This is a genomic window from Cupriavidus sp. GW822-FHT02D05 (genome assembly GCF_058802485.1).
Genome location: NZ_JBXAOE010000021.1, coordinates 113,926 through 131,341 on the forward strand (window position 1 = coordinate 113,926; position 17,416 = coordinate 131,341).

At 67.3% G+C, this 17,416-nt stretch carries 13 protein-coding genes; 5 read left to right on the top strand and 8 right to left on the bottom strand.

Translation table 11 applies throughout. The annotated features are described in order from the left end of the window. Positions 1 to 297 precede the first annotated feature (297 nt). The 4 genes from msuE (at position 298) to AC1RQK_RS26340 (ending at position 5,831) form a co-directional block, all read left to right on the top strand. A complete protein-coding gene (msuE, locus tag AC1RQK_RS26325; RefSeq protein WP_492811943.1) occupies positions 298 to 864 on the top strand; it encodes an FMN reductase in 567 nt (188 codons plus the stop codon). A 17-nt stretch (positions 865 to 881) separates the two neighbouring features. Next, the gene (ssuD, locus tag AC1RQK_RS26330) at positions 882 to 2,030 is read left to right on the top strand and encodes an FMNH2-dependent alkanesulfonate monooxygenase (protein ID WP_492371241.1); all 1,149 of its coding nucleotides are present in this window, start codon (positions 882 to 884) and stop codon (positions 2,028 to 2,030) included. A gap of 145 nt (positions 2,031 to 2,175) precedes the next feature. Then, a complete protein-coding gene (locus AC1RQK_RS26335; RefSeq protein WP_492811946.1) occupies positions 2,176 to 3,384 on the top strand; it encodes an acyl-CoA dehydrogenase family protein in 1,209 nt (402 codons plus the stop codon). A 353-nt stretch (positions 3,385 to 3,737) separates the two neighbouring features. Beyond that, positions 3,738 to 5,831, top strand: coding sequence for a HEAT repeat domain-containing protein (locus AC1RQK_RS26340; protein WP_492811948.1), 2,094 nt, complete (start codon positions 3,738 to 3,740; stop codon positions 5,829 to 5,831). Positions 5,832 to 5,894: 63 nt separating this feature from the next. On the opposite strand, the gene AC1RQK_RS26345 is transcribed toward AC1RQK_RS26340, so the two are convergent. The 8 genes from AC1RQK_RS26345 to AC1RQK_RS26380 form a co-directional block, all read right to left on the bottom strand. Next, complete coding sequence (locus tag AC1RQK_RS26345; protein ID WP_477134584.1) at positions 5,895 to 6,305, bottom strand: CBS domain-containing protein; 411 nt, start codon at positions 6,303 to 6,305, stop codon at positions 5,895 to 5,897. A 356-nt stretch (positions 6,306 to 6,661) separates the two neighbouring features. Next, on the bottom strand, positions 6,662 to 8,023 hold the full coding sequence (locus AC1RQK_RS26350; protein WP_492811950.1) for an LLM class flavin-dependent oxidoreductase: 1,362 nt from the start codon (positions 8,021 to 8,023) through the stop codon (positions 6,662 to 6,664). Then, entirely contained in the window at positions 8,023 to 9,273 is a 1,251-nt protein-coding gene (locus AC1RQK_RS26355) for an SfnB family sulfur acquisition oxidoreductase (RefSeq protein WP_492811952.1), read from the bottom strand. The genes AC1RQK_RS26350 and AC1RQK_RS26355 overlap by 1 nt, the downstream gene beginning before the upstream one ends. 1 nt (position 9,274) lies before the next feature. Then, a complete protein-coding gene (locus AC1RQK_RS26360) occupies positions 9,275 to 10,546 on the bottom strand; it encodes an SfnB family sulfur acquisition oxidoreductase (RefSeq protein ID WP_492811954.1) in 1,272 nt (423 codons plus the stop codon). Positions 10,547 to 10,586: 40 nt separating this feature from the next. Further along, on the bottom strand, positions 10,587 to 11,429 hold the full coding sequence (locus AC1RQK_RS26365) for an ABC transporter permease (protein WP_492811956.1): 843 nt from the start codon (positions 11,427 to 11,429) through the stop codon (positions 10,587 to 10,589). Further along, positions 11,426 to 12,433: an ABC transporter permease gene (locus tag AC1RQK_RS26370; RefSeq protein WP_492371248.1), complete on the bottom strand. Its 1,008-nt coding sequence runs from the start codon at positions 12,431 to 12,433 to the stop codon at positions 11,426 to 11,428. Before AC1RQK_RS26370 ends, AC1RQK_RS26365 begins: the two co-directional genes overlap by 4 nt. A 13-nt stretch (positions 12,434 to 12,446) precedes the next feature. Continuing rightward, on the bottom strand, positions 12,447 to 14,147 hold the full coding sequence (locus tag AC1RQK_RS26375; RefSeq protein ID WP_492811958.1) for an ABC transporter substrate-binding protein: 1,701 nt from the start codon (positions 14,145 to 14,147) through the stop codon (positions 12,447 to 12,449). Positions 14,148 to 14,200: 53 nt separating this feature from the next. Next, on the bottom strand, positions 14,201 to 15,922 hold the full coding sequence (locus tag AC1RQK_RS26380) for an ABC transporter ATP-binding protein (protein ID WP_492812023.1): 1,722 nt from the start codon (positions 15,920 to 15,922) through the stop codon (positions 14,201 to 14,203). A 456-nt stretch (positions 15,923 to 16,378) separates the two neighbouring features. Here AC1RQK_RS26380 and AC1RQK_RS26385 point away from each other — a divergent pair, with 456 nt between their 5' ends. Beyond that, positions 16,379 to 17,401, top strand: a complete 1,023-nt coding sequence (locus AC1RQK_RS26385; RefSeq protein WP_492811960.1) for a fatty acid desaturase — start codon at positions 16,379 to 16,381, stop codon at positions 17,399 to 17,401. Positions 17,402 to 17,416: the final 15 nt, after the last annotated feature.

The window sequence follows — 17,416 nt, forward strand, 5'->3', positions numbered from 1 at the left end:
CGCGTGTCTATATATAGACGAAATTCATCCTTCGACGGCCAATTCCGTTGCGCTATCGTGAGGGGCTTGTAAGCGCTTGCCTAAGACGGCTGCGGTGGCAACGCCCCCCATCTCCACGCAGTTGCATCATCAGCAGTGTGCTCTGGGAGAACGGCGCGGATCCGTGCCAGGAATGGCGCACAGGCAAAGAACATGGCAATTCACGCGGGCTTGCTTCTTGCCTGATGCATTGCCGGCAACGAAATGCGCCCCGCGCGTGAATCCACAAACCATCGATATCGACAGGAGGTTCTTCCCATGGCTACACCGCTGAAAGTGGTCGCCGTCAACGGCAGCGCGCAGCAGCCCTCGCGCACGCTCGCGCTCGTGCAGGCACTGCTCACGGAACTGGATAGCCGGCTGCTTTTGCAAAGCCATATCGTCAACCTCGGCGATATCGCGCGTCCGCTGGGCGCGGCGCTGTCGCGCGCAGAGCTGCCGGCCGAGATTGAAAACGAACTGGTCGCCATCGAGTCCGCGGACCTGCTGGTGGTGGCCGCGCCGGTGTATCGCGGTTCTTATCCCGGCCACTTCAAGCACCTTTTCGACCTGGTGGGGCAGGAAGCGCTGGTGGACAAGCCGGTGTTGCTGGGGGCGACGGGCGGCAGCGACCGCCACGCGCTGGTGCTGGAGCATCAGTTGCGGCCGCTGTTCGGCTTCCTGCAGGCGCTCACGTTGCCCATCGGCGTGTACGGCAGCCCGGGGGATTTCCACAATGACCAGGTCAGCAGCACCGCGCTGGCCGAACGCATCCGCCTGGCCGCGGATCGTTGCGCGCCGTTGTTCGAAGCCAGCCGCAAATCGCCGCTGCAGCGCGCGGCTTGAAGGGGAGAACCGCGGCAATGAATGTCTTCTGGTTTCTTCCCACGCACGGCGACGGCCACTATCTCGGCACCACGGAGGGCGCGCGCCCCGTTTCGCTGGGTTATCTGAAGCAGATCGCGCAGGCGGCTGACAACCTGGGCTACTACGGCGTGTTGATTCCCACCGGCCGCTCCTGCGAGGATTCATGGGTGATTGCCTCCGCAGTGGCGCCCTGGACGGAGCGCCTGCGCTACCTGGTGGCAATCCGCCCGGGCATCATCTCGCCGACCGTGTCGGCGCGCATGGCCGCCACGCTTGACCGTATTACCAATGGCCGGCTGCTGATCAACGTGGTGACCGGCGGCGATCCGGACGAAAATCGTGGCGATGGGCTGTACCTCGACCACAGCCAGCGCTACGCGGCATCGGCCGAGTTCCTGCGCGTCTGGCGCCGCGTGCTGGAGGGCGAGGCGGTTCACTTCGATGGCGAGCATATCAAGGTGGATAACGCCAAGGCGCTGTATCCGCCGGTGCAGCGTCCTTACCCGCCCCTTTACTTTGGTGGCTCGTCCGAGCAAGCGCACGACCTGGCAGCCGAGCAGGTCGACGTGTACCTGACCTGGGGCGAACCGCCCGAGGCCGTAGCGCAAAAAATCGCCGATGTTCGCGAGCGCGCCGCGCGCCTTGGCCGCAAAGTGCGTTTTGGCGTGCGCCTGCATGTGATCGTGCGCCGTACCAGCGAGCAAGCCTGGCGGGCCGCCGATGAACTGATCGCGCAGATCTCGGACGAAACGATCGCCGCCGCGCAGAAGTCCTTCTCGCGCTTCGATTCCGTCGGCCAGCGCCGCATGGCCGCGTTGCACGGCGGCCGCCGCGACCAGCTGGAGATCTATCCCAACCTCTGGGCCGGCGTGGGCCTGGTGCGCGGCGGTGCCGGCACCGCGCTGGTGGGCAATCCACAGGAAGTGGCCGCACGGATCCAGGAATACGCGGATCTTGGCATCGAGAGCTTTATCTTCTCGGGCTACCCGCACCTGGAGGAAGCGTACCGCTTCGCCGAACTGGTGTTCCCGTTGCTGCCGGAGCCGTACGCCAGCCTGGGCCGCGGCGGCGCCACCAACCTGACGGGGCCGTTCGGCGAGATGATCGCCAACGACGTGCTGCCGGGCAGGAAGGCTGCGGCCTGAGCCGCAACCTCACGCGCTCGCGCCTGATCCAGATCGGCGAGCTGCGGGAGAGCCGGCCCAAGCCCGGCGAGCCGGAAGAGCCAGATGCCGCCGCTGGCGAGCCTCCCGTGTTTGCCATCGCTATCTAAACCCAGACAACAAACGCATGCCAGAACTCAATCCTTCCCAGGCGGCTCTCTTTGCGCGCTTCCGCCCGATCTTTGCGCAGATCGCCGAACGCGCGGCCCAGCGCGAACAGGAGCGCGAGCTTGCTTTCGATGCGGTCGCCCTGCTTCGCGATGCCGGCTTCGGCGCTTTGCGCGTCCCGGTGGCGCTCGGCGGGCTGGGCGCGTCGGTCGAGCAATTGTTCGAACTGCTGATCGAGCTGGGCGAAGCGGATTCCAACTTGCCGCAGATCCTGCGCGCGCATTTTGGCTTTGTCGAGCGGCTCTATGCGGAGATAGCGCCCGAACTGCGGGAGCGCTGGCTGCAGCTCGTCGCGCAGGGCGCGATCTTCGGCAACGCCACTACCGAGCTTGGCGACGGCGCGCCAGGCAAGCACAAGACCACCTTGTCGCCGGATGGCGAAGGCTGGCGGCTCGACGGCGAGAAGTTCTACAGCACAGGCACGCTCTATGCCGACTGGATTGCCGTCAGCGCCAGCCGCGAGGGCAGTGCCGATCCGGTTTATGTGCTGGTGCCGGCCAATGCGCCGGGCATCGACCGCATCGACGACTGGCGGGGTTTTGGCCAGCGCCTCACCGGCTCCGGCACGACACGCTTTCGCGATGTGGCGGTGTCCGGCGAACAGGTGCTGAGCTTCCCGCGCAATGTGCCCACATCCATCACGGCTTACTTCCAGCTGGTGCATCTGGCGACGCTGGCCGGCATCGCCCGGGCCATCGAGCGCGACGCGGCCGCCTTTGTGCGCGCGCGCAAGCGGGTGTACAGCCACGGCAGCGCACGCACGCCAGCCGAGGATCCGCTGGTGCAGCAGGTGGTGGGCCAGCTTGCCGGCACGGCGTTCGTTGCGGCTGCCGCCGTCGCAGCCGTGGCGCAAGGCCTTGGCGAGATCGATCGCCTGCGCCAGCGGGGCGAAGCCGTTCCGGTCGGCTTGCTGGACGACGTGGAGTTGCGTACCGCCAAGGCGCAGGTCGGCATCGCGGACCAGGTGCTGGCGGCGGCCACGCGGCTGTTCGACATCGGCGGCGCTTCCGCGCTGGATGAAGACCGCCGGCTGGACCGCCACTGGCGCAATGCGCGGACACTGGCTTCGCATAATCCGACCCTCTACAAGAGCAGAGTTGTCGGCGATCACGTCATCAACGGCACGGCGCCGACTTACTACTGGTCGGTTGGGGCGAAGGCGGCCTGATTGTCCACATTGCCGGGTTGCGCCTGCACTTGAGATGCACGATGCGCCTGTGATAACGTGTCGCGCCGGTTCGACGCGAAATGGTTGCGTTGAGGCTCGAAGCGAGCAGTGTGTGCCGGGCGACGGGCGAGCTGGTCACCAATCCGTCAAGCTGGCGAACGGCAGGCGAACAATGCGTAGGCCTCGCGACCGTGCAATGGGGAGAGAAGCTTACGCACCGCGATGGACATCATGAGAGATATCAAGGAAATCCGGCGCATTGACTGCGCGTCCGATGCGCTGCTCGACGGGCGGCAACCGCGCGCGTTGCCGGTTGCGGACTACGACACGTGGGAAGGTCCGGGGGCCGGCACATGCGGCTGAAGGCACTGATGATGCGCATGAAAGCGGCCCTTGCTGGCCATCGAGATGCCGCTGCTGACGATTCGGCCGGAGAAGGAATGCGTGCGCCGAGCGAAATCGAAGACCTGATCGCGTCCTTGAGGGCGCAGCCCCCTGACGAGCGGCGCGGCGCGAACGTCAGCCTCACCGATGCGGGGGTGGCCGATGCGTTCGTTGCGCCGTTGCTGGCCGCAGCGCGGGACCAGGACCCGTACATCCGCGCCAGCGCGATCCATGCGCTCGGGCACTACGACATGGAGACGCATGCGCAAGCGGCGCAGGCCGTGCATCGGGCGCTGGCGGGCGACCCCGACGCGTCGATCCGGGCGGCCGCGGCGGCAGCCCTGGCGAGCCAGTCGCCGAAGCACGTGCATGCGCTCGTGCATGCGCTCGTGAAGGCGCTCGATGACGCCAGTGCCGAGGTCCGCAGGCAAGCCGTCCTGGCGCTCGGCGTCTTTCGCACGGAGCCGGCAGTCGAGGCACTGAAAGACCGCCTGCGCCACGATCAGGACGCCGGGGTGCGCGCCTCTGCCGCCTCCATGCTCGGTGAATTACAGTGTGCCGACCTGATCCCGGATCTGCGCGCGGCCGTCAACGACAGCGACGAGGGTGTACGGGCCACGGTACTATCCGCGCTCAGGGAGTGCGCCGGCGTCGAGGCGGGGCCGGCGTTGTGCATCGTATTCTTGGCCGCTTTGTCCGACACCTCGGCAATCGTCCGGGAAACGGCAGCCGAAGCCTTGCGGTTTTCGTCGCCGGAGGCCATCCCGGCGCTCATGCTTGCGGCAAACGACGAGGTGGCTGGCGTGCGGCTGCAGGCCGTCATCGCGCTGGGTTCGATGCAGGTGCATCAAGCCATCGACACCCTCGCCGACCGCATCTTCAGCGATCCGGACGAAGAGGTCCGTTATTACGCGGTCAATGCGCTGGGCGAGATGCGGCACGCGGGCGCCACGCAGCATCTGATTGACGCGCTCAACAATCCTGCCGAGACACGTCGGGTCCGCTGGGCGGTGCTCTGGGCTTTGGGCGACAACAACGACTTTGGCGCGCTGCCGGCATTGCATGCGGCCCTGCAGGATCCCGACCCCGAATTCAGGGAGCGCGCCGCCGACTCGCTCGGCAGCCTCCCGTGGGAGGCGCATCCCGACACCACGGCCACGCTGCAAAGCCTCTGCCGTGCGCTGAGCGATGCCGAGCCGAACGTCAGGCGCAGCGTCTGCGACGCGCTCGCCAGCTTGCGCGATGCGCGGGCCGTCCCGTTTCTTGCCGGTGCGCTGCGCGACGGCGACGACGAGGTTCGGTGCAAGATCATCGAGGCCATCAGCCGCATCGACGCGAAGCACCATGCCGCCCTGATCCTGGGTTGCCTCCAGGATCCGAGCCGGCGCGTTCAGCAGTGCGCAGCCGAAGCACTCTGGCTCCCCGGTGGTGCCGTCACACCGCCGGAAGCACTGGCCTTTCTGCGCGCCCCAGATGCGGATGCACAAGTAAAGGGGGCGCTGGCGAAGTCGCTGACGCGGCATGGCGACCCCGCAGCCATTGCGCACCTGATCGACGTGCTCGCCACCGCGCAGGCAGATGCGCGCGCTGGCCTCGTCGAAGCCTTGCGGGAGCAACCCGATCCGCGCGCGATGCCGTTGCTGCTTGGACTGCTGAGTGATGACGACGATGCGGTGCGTGGCGAGGCGGCGTTGGCGCTGGCGGCCATCGGTGACGATGACGCGGTTCCGCCATTGGCGTCGCGGCTCAAGCGGGAGCCTTCGCCGGATGTCCGGCGCCGGGTCGTCTGGGCGCTGAGCTTCTTCACGCCCGGCAAGGTGCTGCCGCTGCTGACGGGCAGCTTCGGCGACAGCGATCCCCATGTGCGGCAGCAGGCTGTCCAGGCGCTGGCCGAGATCTGCGATGTGTCCGAACTGCGCGACCTGCTATCGGCTCTGCCAAAACGGCGCGAGGATGTGAGGCAAGCGCTGGAGGAGGCGATCGAGGCACTCGAAAGCGACCCGATGCCCGACGAGGCTGGCGGATCCCGTCGCGTCGGCATCGGAACGGTGCACTACGCGTAGCGGCCGCCCTGCAAGGGGGAGGACAGTACTCCCCGCCCGGATATCTCGGATGCCATGTCTTTCCTAGGCGGCGCTATCCGGCGGCGTGGAACTTGCCGCCAACGATCGCAGAATGTCCCGCCAGCTCACGATGCCAACCGGTCGGAACTGCTCGTCGACGATGGGAATGCACGAGACCTGGTGGGCAAGAAATAGTGCAATGGCATCAGCAATCCCGGCCTCGGGGCGCAGCGTTACCGGCTTGCGCGTCATGATCTGGTGCACGCGCTTCTTGAGGGTATTGACGTCCCTGGCCGACTCTACCGTGCTGCCTATAAACGGGCTCATCGCGCGCAGCAGATCGCGGTCCGATACAACACCATGCAGCTTTCCGTCCTCTACGACGAGCACGTGGTGGAACTTAGCCTCATCGAAGATATTCTTGATCGTTGCCAACGTGTCGTCGAACACGACGGTGACGAGCTTTTTGGACATGATGCTATCGATACTCACTACTAGCTCCGTGTTTGTCTTTTCCTATGATCGTAAGCGATCCGCATGCGCATGCGCATGCGCGCGCCTGGCCGGTCACAGACTGAAGCCGTGGTCTTTTCTATCGACCCCCTGGGGGAAAACTTGACCCTACTATCGGGGGGGGCTTGTATTTCTGTATGTACCGCTGCCTGGCGCCAGGTGCATGCCGATAGCAGTTGGGAGGGGCCCTTGGCAAGCATATTGCGGCCATTCGGCGCGACCGGCTGAGCCCGCTGGACAGCGCCTCGATGCGAGGTGTTCCGGGGGGATTCCTCGCCCTTGCGTGCCTTCGGTGCCTTCAATGGGGTGCGCGGGGCTCAGTCCCGGCCATGGCGAAATCCCGCCGCCGCGTGCCGCGTCGGCAGCCGATCGTCTTCGGCGAACAGCTTCTTGCGCAGGCTGCCTTCGGCATAGGCCGTCTTGTAGATGCCGCGATTCTGCAACTCGGGCACCACCATGTCCACGAAGTCCTCGTAGCTCTCCGGCACCACGGTGCGGCTGAGGTTGAATCCGTCGATGCCGGTCTCGTCCACCCAGGATTGCAGTTCATCCGCAACCTGCTGCGCGTCGCCCACGATGGCGGGATAGCGGCCGCCGAGCTCGAACAGCTCCAGCAGCTTGCGCCGGGTCCACCCATGCTGCTGCGCGGTGCGCGTGGCCGACTCGATGGCGTTGCCGCCGCCGTAGTCCACCGGCGCGTCGAGGTCATAGCGGCCGAAATCCACGCCCGTGCTCGCGGCAAAGTGCGCCAGGCCGGCTTCGCGGCTGGCGTAGTCCTTGTACTCGGCGTGCTTCTGGCGGGCTTCTGCAGCAGTCTTGCCCGGTACCACGGCGGTGCCGGCAAAGATCTTGATGTCATCCGGCCTGCGTCCGGCGGCCACCAGTTGGTCGCGCAGTGCCCTCACGGTATGGCGGGCGGCTTCCTTGCTGGGTGGCGAGATGAACACGCACTCGGCATGGCGCGCGGCAAACTGCTGGCCGCGCCCGGAGCTGCCGGCCTGGAACAGCACCGGCGTGCGCTGCGGCGAGGGCTCGGCCAGGTGATAGCCATCGACCTTGTAGTACTTGCCCTCGTGCCTGACCTTATGTACCTTGCGCGGATCGGCGAACACGCGGGCGGCCTTGTCGCGCCGCACCGCATCGTCCTCCCAGCTGCCTTCCCAGAGCTTGTAGAGCACCTCCAGGTATTCGTCCGCGCGGTCGTAGCGCTCGTCGTGCGCGATCTGGCCGGCGAGGCCCATGGCGCGCGCGGCGCTGTCCAGGTAGCCGGTGACGATGTTCCAGCCAACGCGTCCGCGCGTCAGGTGGTCCAGCGTGGAGAAGCGGCGCGCCAGCAGGTAGGGCTGCTCGTAGGTCAGGTTCACGGTGACGCCGAAGCCAAGGTGCTGCGTGACAGCGGCCATCGCAGGCACCAGTAGCAGCGGATCGTTGACCGGCAGCTGGATCGACTCGCGCAGCGTCACGTCCACATTGCCCTGGTACACATCGTAGACGCCGACGATATCGGCGATAAAGAGCCCGTCGAACAAGCCGCGCTCCAGCGTGCGCGCCTGGCCGGTCCAGTACGTCAGGGTGTTGTAGTCAGCCGAGCGGTCGCGCGGGTGCGTCCATAGGCCGTGGTTGATATGCCCGGCGCAGTTCATGTTGAAGGCGTTGAGCAGGATTTCCTTGCGTGCCATTACAGCGCTCCATGCCGGGTCGGAAGCCGGTCGTTGAGGTAGAAGTTGCCGACGGCGTGGTACTTCCAGCGCACCGGGTCGTGCAGGGTGTGGGTGCGGGCATTGCGCCAGAAGCGGTCCAGGCCCAGGTGATCCAGCGTGGCGGCGGTGCCGCCCAGCTCGAACAGCTTGCTGCCCGCCAGCAGCGATGCCGTGGTGGTCAGCACGCGCGCCTCTGCCACGGCGATGGAGGCCTCTGCCACGCTGCGTTCGGTGGGGGCCAACTGGGCGGCATCGACGATGCGCCCGGCGCGGCGCACCAGCGCTTCGGCTGCGCGCAGCCTAACCGAGACCTCGCCCACCTGGTGGATCGTCAGGGTGTCGTCGCTGGCGCGTTGCACGCCGGCGTCCACCCAGGGGCGGGCGCGCTCGCGTACGAAGGGCAGGGTGGCTTCGAAGGCGGCGCGGCCAATGCCGAGGTCGATCGCCGCGTGCAGGAGCTGCGCCACGGGGCCGATGGTGGTCGGCTGTTCAAAGGAGGCCAGGAAGGGCACTACCCATTCGGCCTCGACCCGCACGTTGTCGAAGGACACCGAGCCGCTGCCGGTGACGCGCTGGCCGAAGCCGTCCCAGTCGTCGACGATGGACACGCCTTCGGCGCGGCGTGGCACAAAAGCCAGGTAGGTGACCTCGCGCCCTTGCTCCTCGGCTACCACCAGCGTGGGGATCCAGTGGGCGAAGAGCGCGCCTGTGCAATAGAACTTCTTGCCGTCCACGCGCCAGCCGTCGCCGTCCGGCGCCAGCCGGGTGCGGCGCTTGAAGTCCTTGTGGCCGATTTCGGCAAGGGCGTTGCCAAAGCGCTCGCCGGCGAGTGCACGCTCGTAGAAGAAGCGCTTTTGCGCCTCGCTGCCGCCCACACGCAGCACTTCCAACGCGTAGAAATGGTTTTGCGGGATCTGCCCGAGCGAGCCGTCCGCGGCGGAAATGGTGGCAATGACCTCGGCGAGCGTGACGTTGGACACGCCGGGGCCGCCGTATTCGCGCGGCACCGTGATGCCCCACAGGCCGCTGGCGCTGAAGGCGTCCAGCTCGGCCCAGGGCAGGCGGCGCTCGCGGTCGCGCAATGCGGCCTCGGGGGCAAACCGGGCTGCGAGCTGGCGCGCGCTCAGGATGGCGTGGGCGTCGTCGCGGATCAGTTCGGGCGGCTGGGCGGGCGGTGCGGCTGGCGCGGGACGGCTATCGGTGGGAACCGGGGAGAGGAGCACGGACATATCAGTTCCAGGAGTGGCGCGCGGGCAGCACGTGGTTAAGGTGGTAGTTGCCGATCAGGTGGGTTTTCCAGCGCACCGGGTCGTGCAGCGTGTGGGCGCGCGCGTTGCGCCAGTGGCGGTCCAGGTTGTGCTTGGCGCGCGTGGCGGACGAGCCGGCGACTTCGAATAGTTTCTGGCTGGCTTCCAGGGCGATCTCGGTGGTCAGCACCTTGGCCTCGGCCACCGCCACGGAGGCGCGCGCGCTGGCTTCGGCATCCAGTGGCTGCGCGGCGATCGCGTCAAGCGTGCGGCCGGCTTCCAGCAGCACTTCGCGCGCGGCGTGCACGTCGATCTGCAGGCGGCCGACGTCCTGGATGATGTAGGGGTCTTGCGTGGCGTGCTCCAGGCCGGAGTCGATCCACGGGCGGGCGTACTGGCGCACGAAGGCGATGGCATCGGCCAGCGCAGCCTCGGCGATGCCCTGGTCGATGGCGGCCTGGATCAGTTGCGAGGTGGAGCCATACAGGCCCGGACGGTCGGCCAGCTGCCAGATCGGCAACACGTCCTCGGGCGCCACCGGCACGTTGTCGAACACCACGCTCCCGCTGGCCGTGGTGCGCTGGCCGAAGGAGGACCAGTCGTCGACGATGCGCAGGCCGCGCACCTCGCGCGGCGTCCACACCTGCACGCTGCGGCCCTGGTCGTCGAGCGCCCGTGCGGGAACGCGATGCGCGAACAGCGCGCCCGTGGCGTAGAAGCGTTGGCCGTTGAGCCGCAGGCCCTGGGCGGTTCCGGTGAGGCGGGTGGTGCCTTGGAGGATGGTCTGGCTGGTCTCGGAGCGGCGCTCGGGACCGGCGTTGCCCAGGCGCGCGCCGGTCAGTACCTCGCCATAGAAGCGGCGTTTCTGCGATTCGCTGCCAATTTCGCGCAGCACGCCCAGCAAGCCGAAGTGGTTCTGCGGGATCTGGCCGAGCGCCGGGTCGGCAGCGCAGAGGATGGTGAAGACTTCGGCCAGCGTGGCGTAGGACACATCGGCGCCGCCGTACTCGCGCGGCACGGTCATGCCGCCCAGGCCGCTTTCGGACCAGCGGTCCAGCTCGTCCCAGGGAAGGCGGCGTTCGCGGTCCCGCTCGGAGGCGCCGTCGGCGAATACCGCTGCAAGCTCGCGGGCGGCTTGCAGCGCCTCGGCATCGCTGGCGATGCGGCGCACGCGCTCCGGGTCGGGCAGCCGTGCCGGTGGCGCGGGAATGGGTGTGCAAATGGGTGTGGAAGGGAGATCGTTCAGTTTCGTCATGGCAGTCGTGTGTCGGGTCGGCGCGGGTCAGGCTGGCAGTTCAGGTTGGCAAAGCAGCCCGGCGCGCGCGGCGCAGGCGCGGGTTGAGCGCGGCCTGCAGGCCGTCGCTGAGCAGGTTGAGCGAGAGCACGGTGAGCACCACGGCCAGGCCGGGGATCGCGGTCATGTACCAGCCGGTGCGCAGCGCGTCCCGGCCCAGGCCGATCATCGAACCCCAGCTCACCACGTTGGGGTCGCCCAGCCCGAGAAAGGCCAGCCCGGCTTCGGACAGGATCGCGCTGGCCACCAGCAGGCCCGTGGAGACAATGATCGGCGTCCAGGCGTTGGGCAGGAGCTCGCGGAAGATCAGGTGCGCGTCGCTGGCGCCCACCGCCACGGCGGCCCGCACGTATTCGCGCTCGCGCAGCGTCAGGAACTCCGCGCGCACCAGCCGGGCCACGCTGGTCCATGAGGTCACGCCAAGCGCGAACACGATGGTGCCGAGGCTGGGCTTGAGCACCGCCACCAGGATGATCGCCAGCAGGAAGGCCGGGATGGTCTGGAAGAACTCGGTGATGCGGCTGAGCACCGCGTCCACGGCGCCGCGATAGAAGCCCGCCGCTGCGCCGATCGTGACGCCGATCGCTAGTGCTACCGCGGCCGACGACACGCCAACCAGCAGTGAAACGCGCGCGCCGTGTGCTAGCCCGGCCAGCAGGTCGCGGCCCATCAGGTCGGTGCCGAGCGGCGTGGCCGGGTCCGTGCCGGGCCAGACGAAGGGCGCGCCCACCATGTCGAGCGGATCGGCCGGGAACAGCACGCCGGCCAGCGCCGCAGCGGCTAAGACCAGCAGCAGGATGGTGCCGCCGAGCCAGATGGAAGGTTGCAGGTACCAGCGCTTCATGCCGCGCCTCCTTGTGTTGCCGAAGGCACGGGGGCCGAACCGGCCCGCACGCGCGGGTCAAGCACCGCCTGTGCCATGTCCACCAGCAGGTTGGCCAGCACCACCAGCACGCCGCTGAAGATCAGCACGGCCAGCAGCACCGGGATATCGCGGCTCTTGATGGCCTCGAAGGAGAGCTGGCCCAGCCCGGGCCACGCAAACACCGTTTCCACCACGATCGAGCCGCCCAGCAGCGCGCTGCTTTGCACGCCCAGCATGGTGATCACCGGCAGCACGGCGTTGCGCAGCGCGTGGCCAAAGATGACCCGCGCCTCCCGCGCGCCCTTGGCGCGGGCGGTGCGGATAAAGTCCTCCGCCAGCGTCTCGATCATCGACGCGCGCGCCAGCCGTGCATATACCGCGATGTAGTAGATCGCCAGCGTCAGCACCGGCAGCACCAGGTGATGGATGTAGTCGAGCAACAGCCGCAGGCCGTGGTAGCCGGCATTGACTTCGCGCAGCCCGCCGATCGGCAGCCATTCCAGCTGCACGCCAAACAGCACGATCAGCATCAGCGAGGTCCAGAACATCGGCGCCGAGTAGCCCACCGTAGCCAGCGCGGACAGCACGGTGTCGGTCAGGCCATGCGGGCGCCGTGCCGCCGCCACGCCCAGCAGCACGCCGCCGACGGTGGACAGCAGCAGCGCGGCACCGACGAGCGCCAGCGTTGGCCCAAGCCGGCCGAGCACGAGATCAAGGACAGGCTCGCCGAAGCGGAACGAGTAGCCCAGGTCGCCATGCGCGATGCGTCCGAGATAGCTTGCCAACTGCTCCGGCAGGCTGCGGTCCAGCCCGTAGAGCTGGCGCAGCTGCGTCACGTACTCCGGCGGCACGCTGCCGCTCTCGCTGGCGATCACATCCACCAGGTCGCCGGGCAGCGCCTTGAGCAGCGCGAAGTTGAGCACGGCGGTGGCGACGATCACGCCAAGAAGTTGCAGCAGGCGGCGCAGCAGGCGTCGGGTCATGCGCACGGCAACCTCACTTGGCGCTGAGCCAGACACGGGAGAAATTGTTCTGGCTGTGGTCGAAGGTATCCGTGACGTTGCGCAGGCGCTTGTCCCAGACGCCGAACCAGCGGAACTCGAACAGGTTCAGCAGCGCCAGGTCCTTCTGCGCCAGCTTCTGGAAATCCTGGTAGAGCTGCACGCGCTTGGCGGGATCGCGCTCGACCTGTGCCGCTTCGATCAGCTTGTCTGCTTCCGGGCTGGCATAGCCGGACGCGTTTTGCCACGGCGTGCCCTTGGACTCGGCCTTGGACCAGTAATGCTGCTCCACGCCGATCTGCGGATCCTGCCAGTTGATGCCCCAGGAACTGACCAGCTGGTAGTTGTAGTCGGTGAAGACGTTCTTGGTCCAGGTGGGCAGATCCTGGCCGCGCAGGTTCACATCGATGCCGACAGCGCGCAGCGCCTGGCGCACGAACTCGCCGGTGCGGCGGTAGTCGTCCCCAAAGGGAATGAAGTCGTGATTGAGCTTGAAGCGGAATCCGTCCGCCTTGCGTGGGAAGCCGGCTTCGTCGAGCAGCGCTTCGGCCTTCTTGCGGTCGAACGGGTACTGCTGTGTGTCCTTGGTATAGAAGGTCTTGAGCAGGGAGGACACCGGCCCGGTGGCTGGCACCGCGTAGCCGCCCCACACCGTTTTGACCAGCGCATCGCGGTTGATCGCATACAGGATGGCCTCGCGTACCTTGAGGTTGCCGATGACCGGGTCGCGCAGGTTGGGGATCAGCCACAGCCAGCCGGCAAAGCCGTTGTAGCCCTCGGTGCTCACCACCAGGTTAGGCGACTTGGCCAGGCGGTCGGCGTCGGCAAAGGTTACCGGGTTGCGCTCCCCGTATTGCACCGCGCCGGTCTCCAGCGCAGTGGCGCGGCCCGCCACGTCCGGGATGATCTTGAAGGTGAGCTTGTCGAGGTAAGGCAGCCCCGGCGCCCAGTATTTGTCGAAGCGCTCCAGCGCGATATGCTGGCCGCGCACCCACTCCTTGAAAACGAAGGGGCCGGTGCCGACTGGCTTGTTGTTGTACGGATTGTTCGGGATGTCCGTGCCTTCGTAAAGGTGCTTGGGCAGGATCGGCGCGGCTACCACGTCGAGCGCGTTCAGGATCACCGGCGTTGGCTTGCCGAGCGTGAGCACCACCGTATGGCTGTCCGGCGTATCGACCTTGGCCAGGTGCTGGAACACGCGGCGTGCGGTGGGTGCGTGCTTGCGCCAGATTTCTTCAGCGGAGAATTTCACGTCAGCGGCGGTGAAGGGCTTGCCGTCGTGCCACAGTACGTTCTTGCGCAGCTTGAGCCGCACGGTGAGGCCATCGGGTGAGACGTCGACGCTCTGCGCGAGCTGCGGGCGCGGCTTGAGGTCGGGGCCGTAGTCCAGCAGGCCGTCGAAGATCTTGCTGACCACGGTGCGGCCCGGCGTGGAGGTGTTGATGAAGAACGCCAGCGTGGGTGGCTCGGGGTGCACCACGGCATCGAGAGCGCCGCCGCGCTGGGCGCCATCTTCGGTATTCGGCAGCGGTTTGGTCAGCGCGCTGGCCTCGGGCAGCAGGCCGGCGAACAGGCCACCGGCAAGCAGGGCGCCGGTGGCGCCAAGCAGCTGACGGCGTTGCGCGCTATGCGGCGCGGCGTTGTCCTGGGCAAGGGTGTCGGACGGCTTGGCGAAGGGGAAATCGTGTTCGTTCATGGGGCGTTGAGGTTCCGGTGATGCGGTAACTGCGGAAAAAAGACAGCAAGAGTTCAGCTGTGCGCGAGGGCAGGCAGCGGCGCTTCGGCGGCAGCGTCCGGAGGACAGGCCGGTCGCGCATGGCCGGGCATGGCCGCCAGCAGGGTGCGGGTGTAGGGATGTTGCGCACGCGTCCAGATGGCATCGGGATCGCCTGATTCGACGATCCGCCCCGCCTGCATCACGCACACACGGTCGGCGATATAACGCACGACCGACAGGTCGTGCGAGATGAACAGGTAGGTCAGGCCGTGCTCTGCCTTCAGGTCGACCAGCAGGTTCAGGATCTGCGCCTGGATGGAAACGTCCAGCGCGGATACGGGCTCGTCGCAGATCACCAGCTCAGGGCGCAGCACCAGCGCGCGTGCGATGGCGATGCGCTGGCGCTGCCCGCCCGAGAACTCGTGCGGGTAGCGGCTGCGTGCGCCCGTGCCGAGCCCGACGTCGTCGAGGATGGCGTCGATGCGGCGCGTGCGTTCGGCGCGCTCGCGCACGCCATGGATGGCCAGGGCATGGCCAAGGATGTCTTCCACGCGGTGGCGCGGGTTGAGTGAACCGTAGGGATCCTGGAAGATCAGCTGCACGCGGCGGCGCCAGGGCAGCAGCGCACCGGGCGCCAGTGCCAGCAAGTCCTGTCCGGCAAACGAGATGCTGCCCGCGTCGGCAGGCGCCAGCCGCAGGATGGCGCGCGACAGGCTGGACTTGCCGCAGCCCGATTCCCCCACCAGTCCGAGTGTTTCGCCGGCGGCGATGTCGAGCGAGACGTCGTTGACCGCGCTCACCCGATGCTCGCCGCTGGTGTATGAGACGCGCAGGCCTTGCACCGAGAGCAGCGGTGCAGCGTTGGCGGCCGGCGTGCGCAGCGCGGCCGCGCAAGGCGCTACCGGCGGCTTGACAAGCTGGAAGCCATCCTGGCCATCTGCGCGGATCTCCGCCAGCCGGTCGGTGGTGTAGTGCAGGCCCTGCGCGACGTGCAGCGATGCGCCAAGCAGGCCACGCGTGTAGGCGTGCCGGGGCGCGGCGAATACGCTCTGCGTGGCGCCTTCTTCCAGCTTGCACCCGCTGTACATCACCGCAACGCGGTCTGCATACCGGGCCACGACACCCAGGTCGTGCGTGATCAGCAGCACGGCCATGCCGAGTTCACGGCGCAGGCTGTCGATCAGCGCGAGGATCTGCGCCTGGATGGTCACGTCCAGCGCGGTGGTCGGCTCGTCCGCGATCAGCAGGCGCGGCTTGCAGGCCACCGCCATGGCAATCATCACGCGCTGGCGCTGCCCGCCGGAGAACTGGTGCGGGTACGCATCGAAGCGGCGCGCCGGGTCAGGCAACTGGACCAGGTGCAGCAGTTCGATGGCCTGTGCCCGCGCTGCGCGGCGTGACAGCGGTGCGTGCAGCGTCAAGGCCTCGGCGACCTGCTGGCCGATGCTTAGCACCGGGTTCAGCGAAGTCATCGGCTCCTGGAAAATCATCGACACAGCGCGCCCCCGCATGGCGCTCATCTCCGCCTCGCGCAGCGCAAGCAGGTCCACGCCGTCGAAGCGGACAGTGCCCGACAGCCGTGCATGCGCCGGCAGCAGGCGCATCAACGCCAGGGCCGTCGTCGATTTTCCGCAGCCGGATTCGCCGACCAACGCCAGCATCTCTCCGGCAGCGACCTGCAGGTTCAGGTCGCGCAGCGCATGATTGCCGGGAAAGTGCACGTTGAGGCCATGGATGTCCAGTAATGGCTGCAGGGTCACCGTGCCGGCCCGTGTGCCGGTTTGCGTGACTGGGGAGGGCGACGGAGCAGCGTGGCTGCCCGGCCTGGAGGCTGGATGCGCTAAGTAAACCATTCGCGCATTGCAGCATGGCGCCTCGGCTCTTTCCCACGAATTTTTTTGTAGATGCTTACTCGGTTCCGTGCGTGCGCTCGCTGCAGAAGTAAGCTATCGAACGCCTGCCGAGGCGGTAAACCCGATGCCTGCGGGCCCGGCGAGCACTCCAGCAACAGCAGCGGTTAGCCGGCCCTGCGCTGCGCATATCCTTATCGGCATTCCTTCGTTCCCTTATTTTCCGTCGGCGCTAAGCTGGAGTGACATCCCTCGCGCCGGGAGCCATGCACATGGCGGAGCGCTGGGCGCGGGATGCCCTGGGTGTTCGCATCGCCTCGATTGCCGACCAGCCCGCCACCGATCGACGATGACGAAGCCATGGCAATCTACCTGGATGACATTCAACGCGCCGAGATTGCGCGCGCCTCCCGCCGTTGGTTATGGCGAGCGGAGGCGCCCACCTGGCTGCTGATCGCGGCGGTCTATGGCGCGTGGTTTGGCATTGCCTTCAACGCCACCCGCATCGGCCTGCCGCTGGCTGTTGCGCTGCTGGCCCTTGTCACCGCCTGGTATATGTCTGTGCAGCACGAGTTGCTGCATGGTCATCCGACCCGGCTGGCCTGGTTCAATGCGCTGTTCGGCATGGCGCCGCTGGCGGTATGGTTTCCCTACGGGCTGTATCGCCGCGAACACCTGCGCCATCACGAGGCCGATGATCTCACCCATCCGGGCGCCGATCCGGAGAGCTATTTCATGCTCTCCGGTGACTGGCAGGCGGCCGGTCCGCTAGGGCGGGTGCTGCTGCGCTGTCGCAATACATTGGCGGGGCGTGTGCTGATCGGCCCGGCCTTTGCCATTGCGCAGACTGCGGCCGGCGCAGGGCGCAAGGTGCGCGACGGCGATCTGCGCGACCTGCCGATGTGGCTTGCGCACCTGTTGGCGTTGGGCGCGTTGCTGGCCTGGCTCGACCGCATTTGCGGCATAGCGCCGTGGCTGATGTTGGGCGGCGTGGCCTATCCGGCGCTGTCGCTGTCGGCGGTACGCTCCTTCCAGGAGCACCGTGCCCATGCCTTGCCGGCATGCCGCAGCGTGATAAACGAGGCCGCGTGGCCATGGCGCTTGCTCTTTCTCAACAACAACTATCACCTCGTCCACCATGATCTGCCCGCGGTGCCCTGGTTCGCGCTGGGGCGTATCTATCGTCGCCGCGCGGCCGACTACCAGCGGCGCAGCGGCGGTTTCGTGGTAGATGGCTACGGCGAACGGCTGGCGCGCTTCTCGCTGCGTCCGGCCGCGCCCGTGGTGCATCCGCTGTTTCACGGTCCTGTACGTGACGCGGTGCCCGTTGCAACAGGAAGCGGGCAGGCCAGCAACGATGCCCGTGCGCAACTGGCGGGGTGAACGTGGAAGACCGGC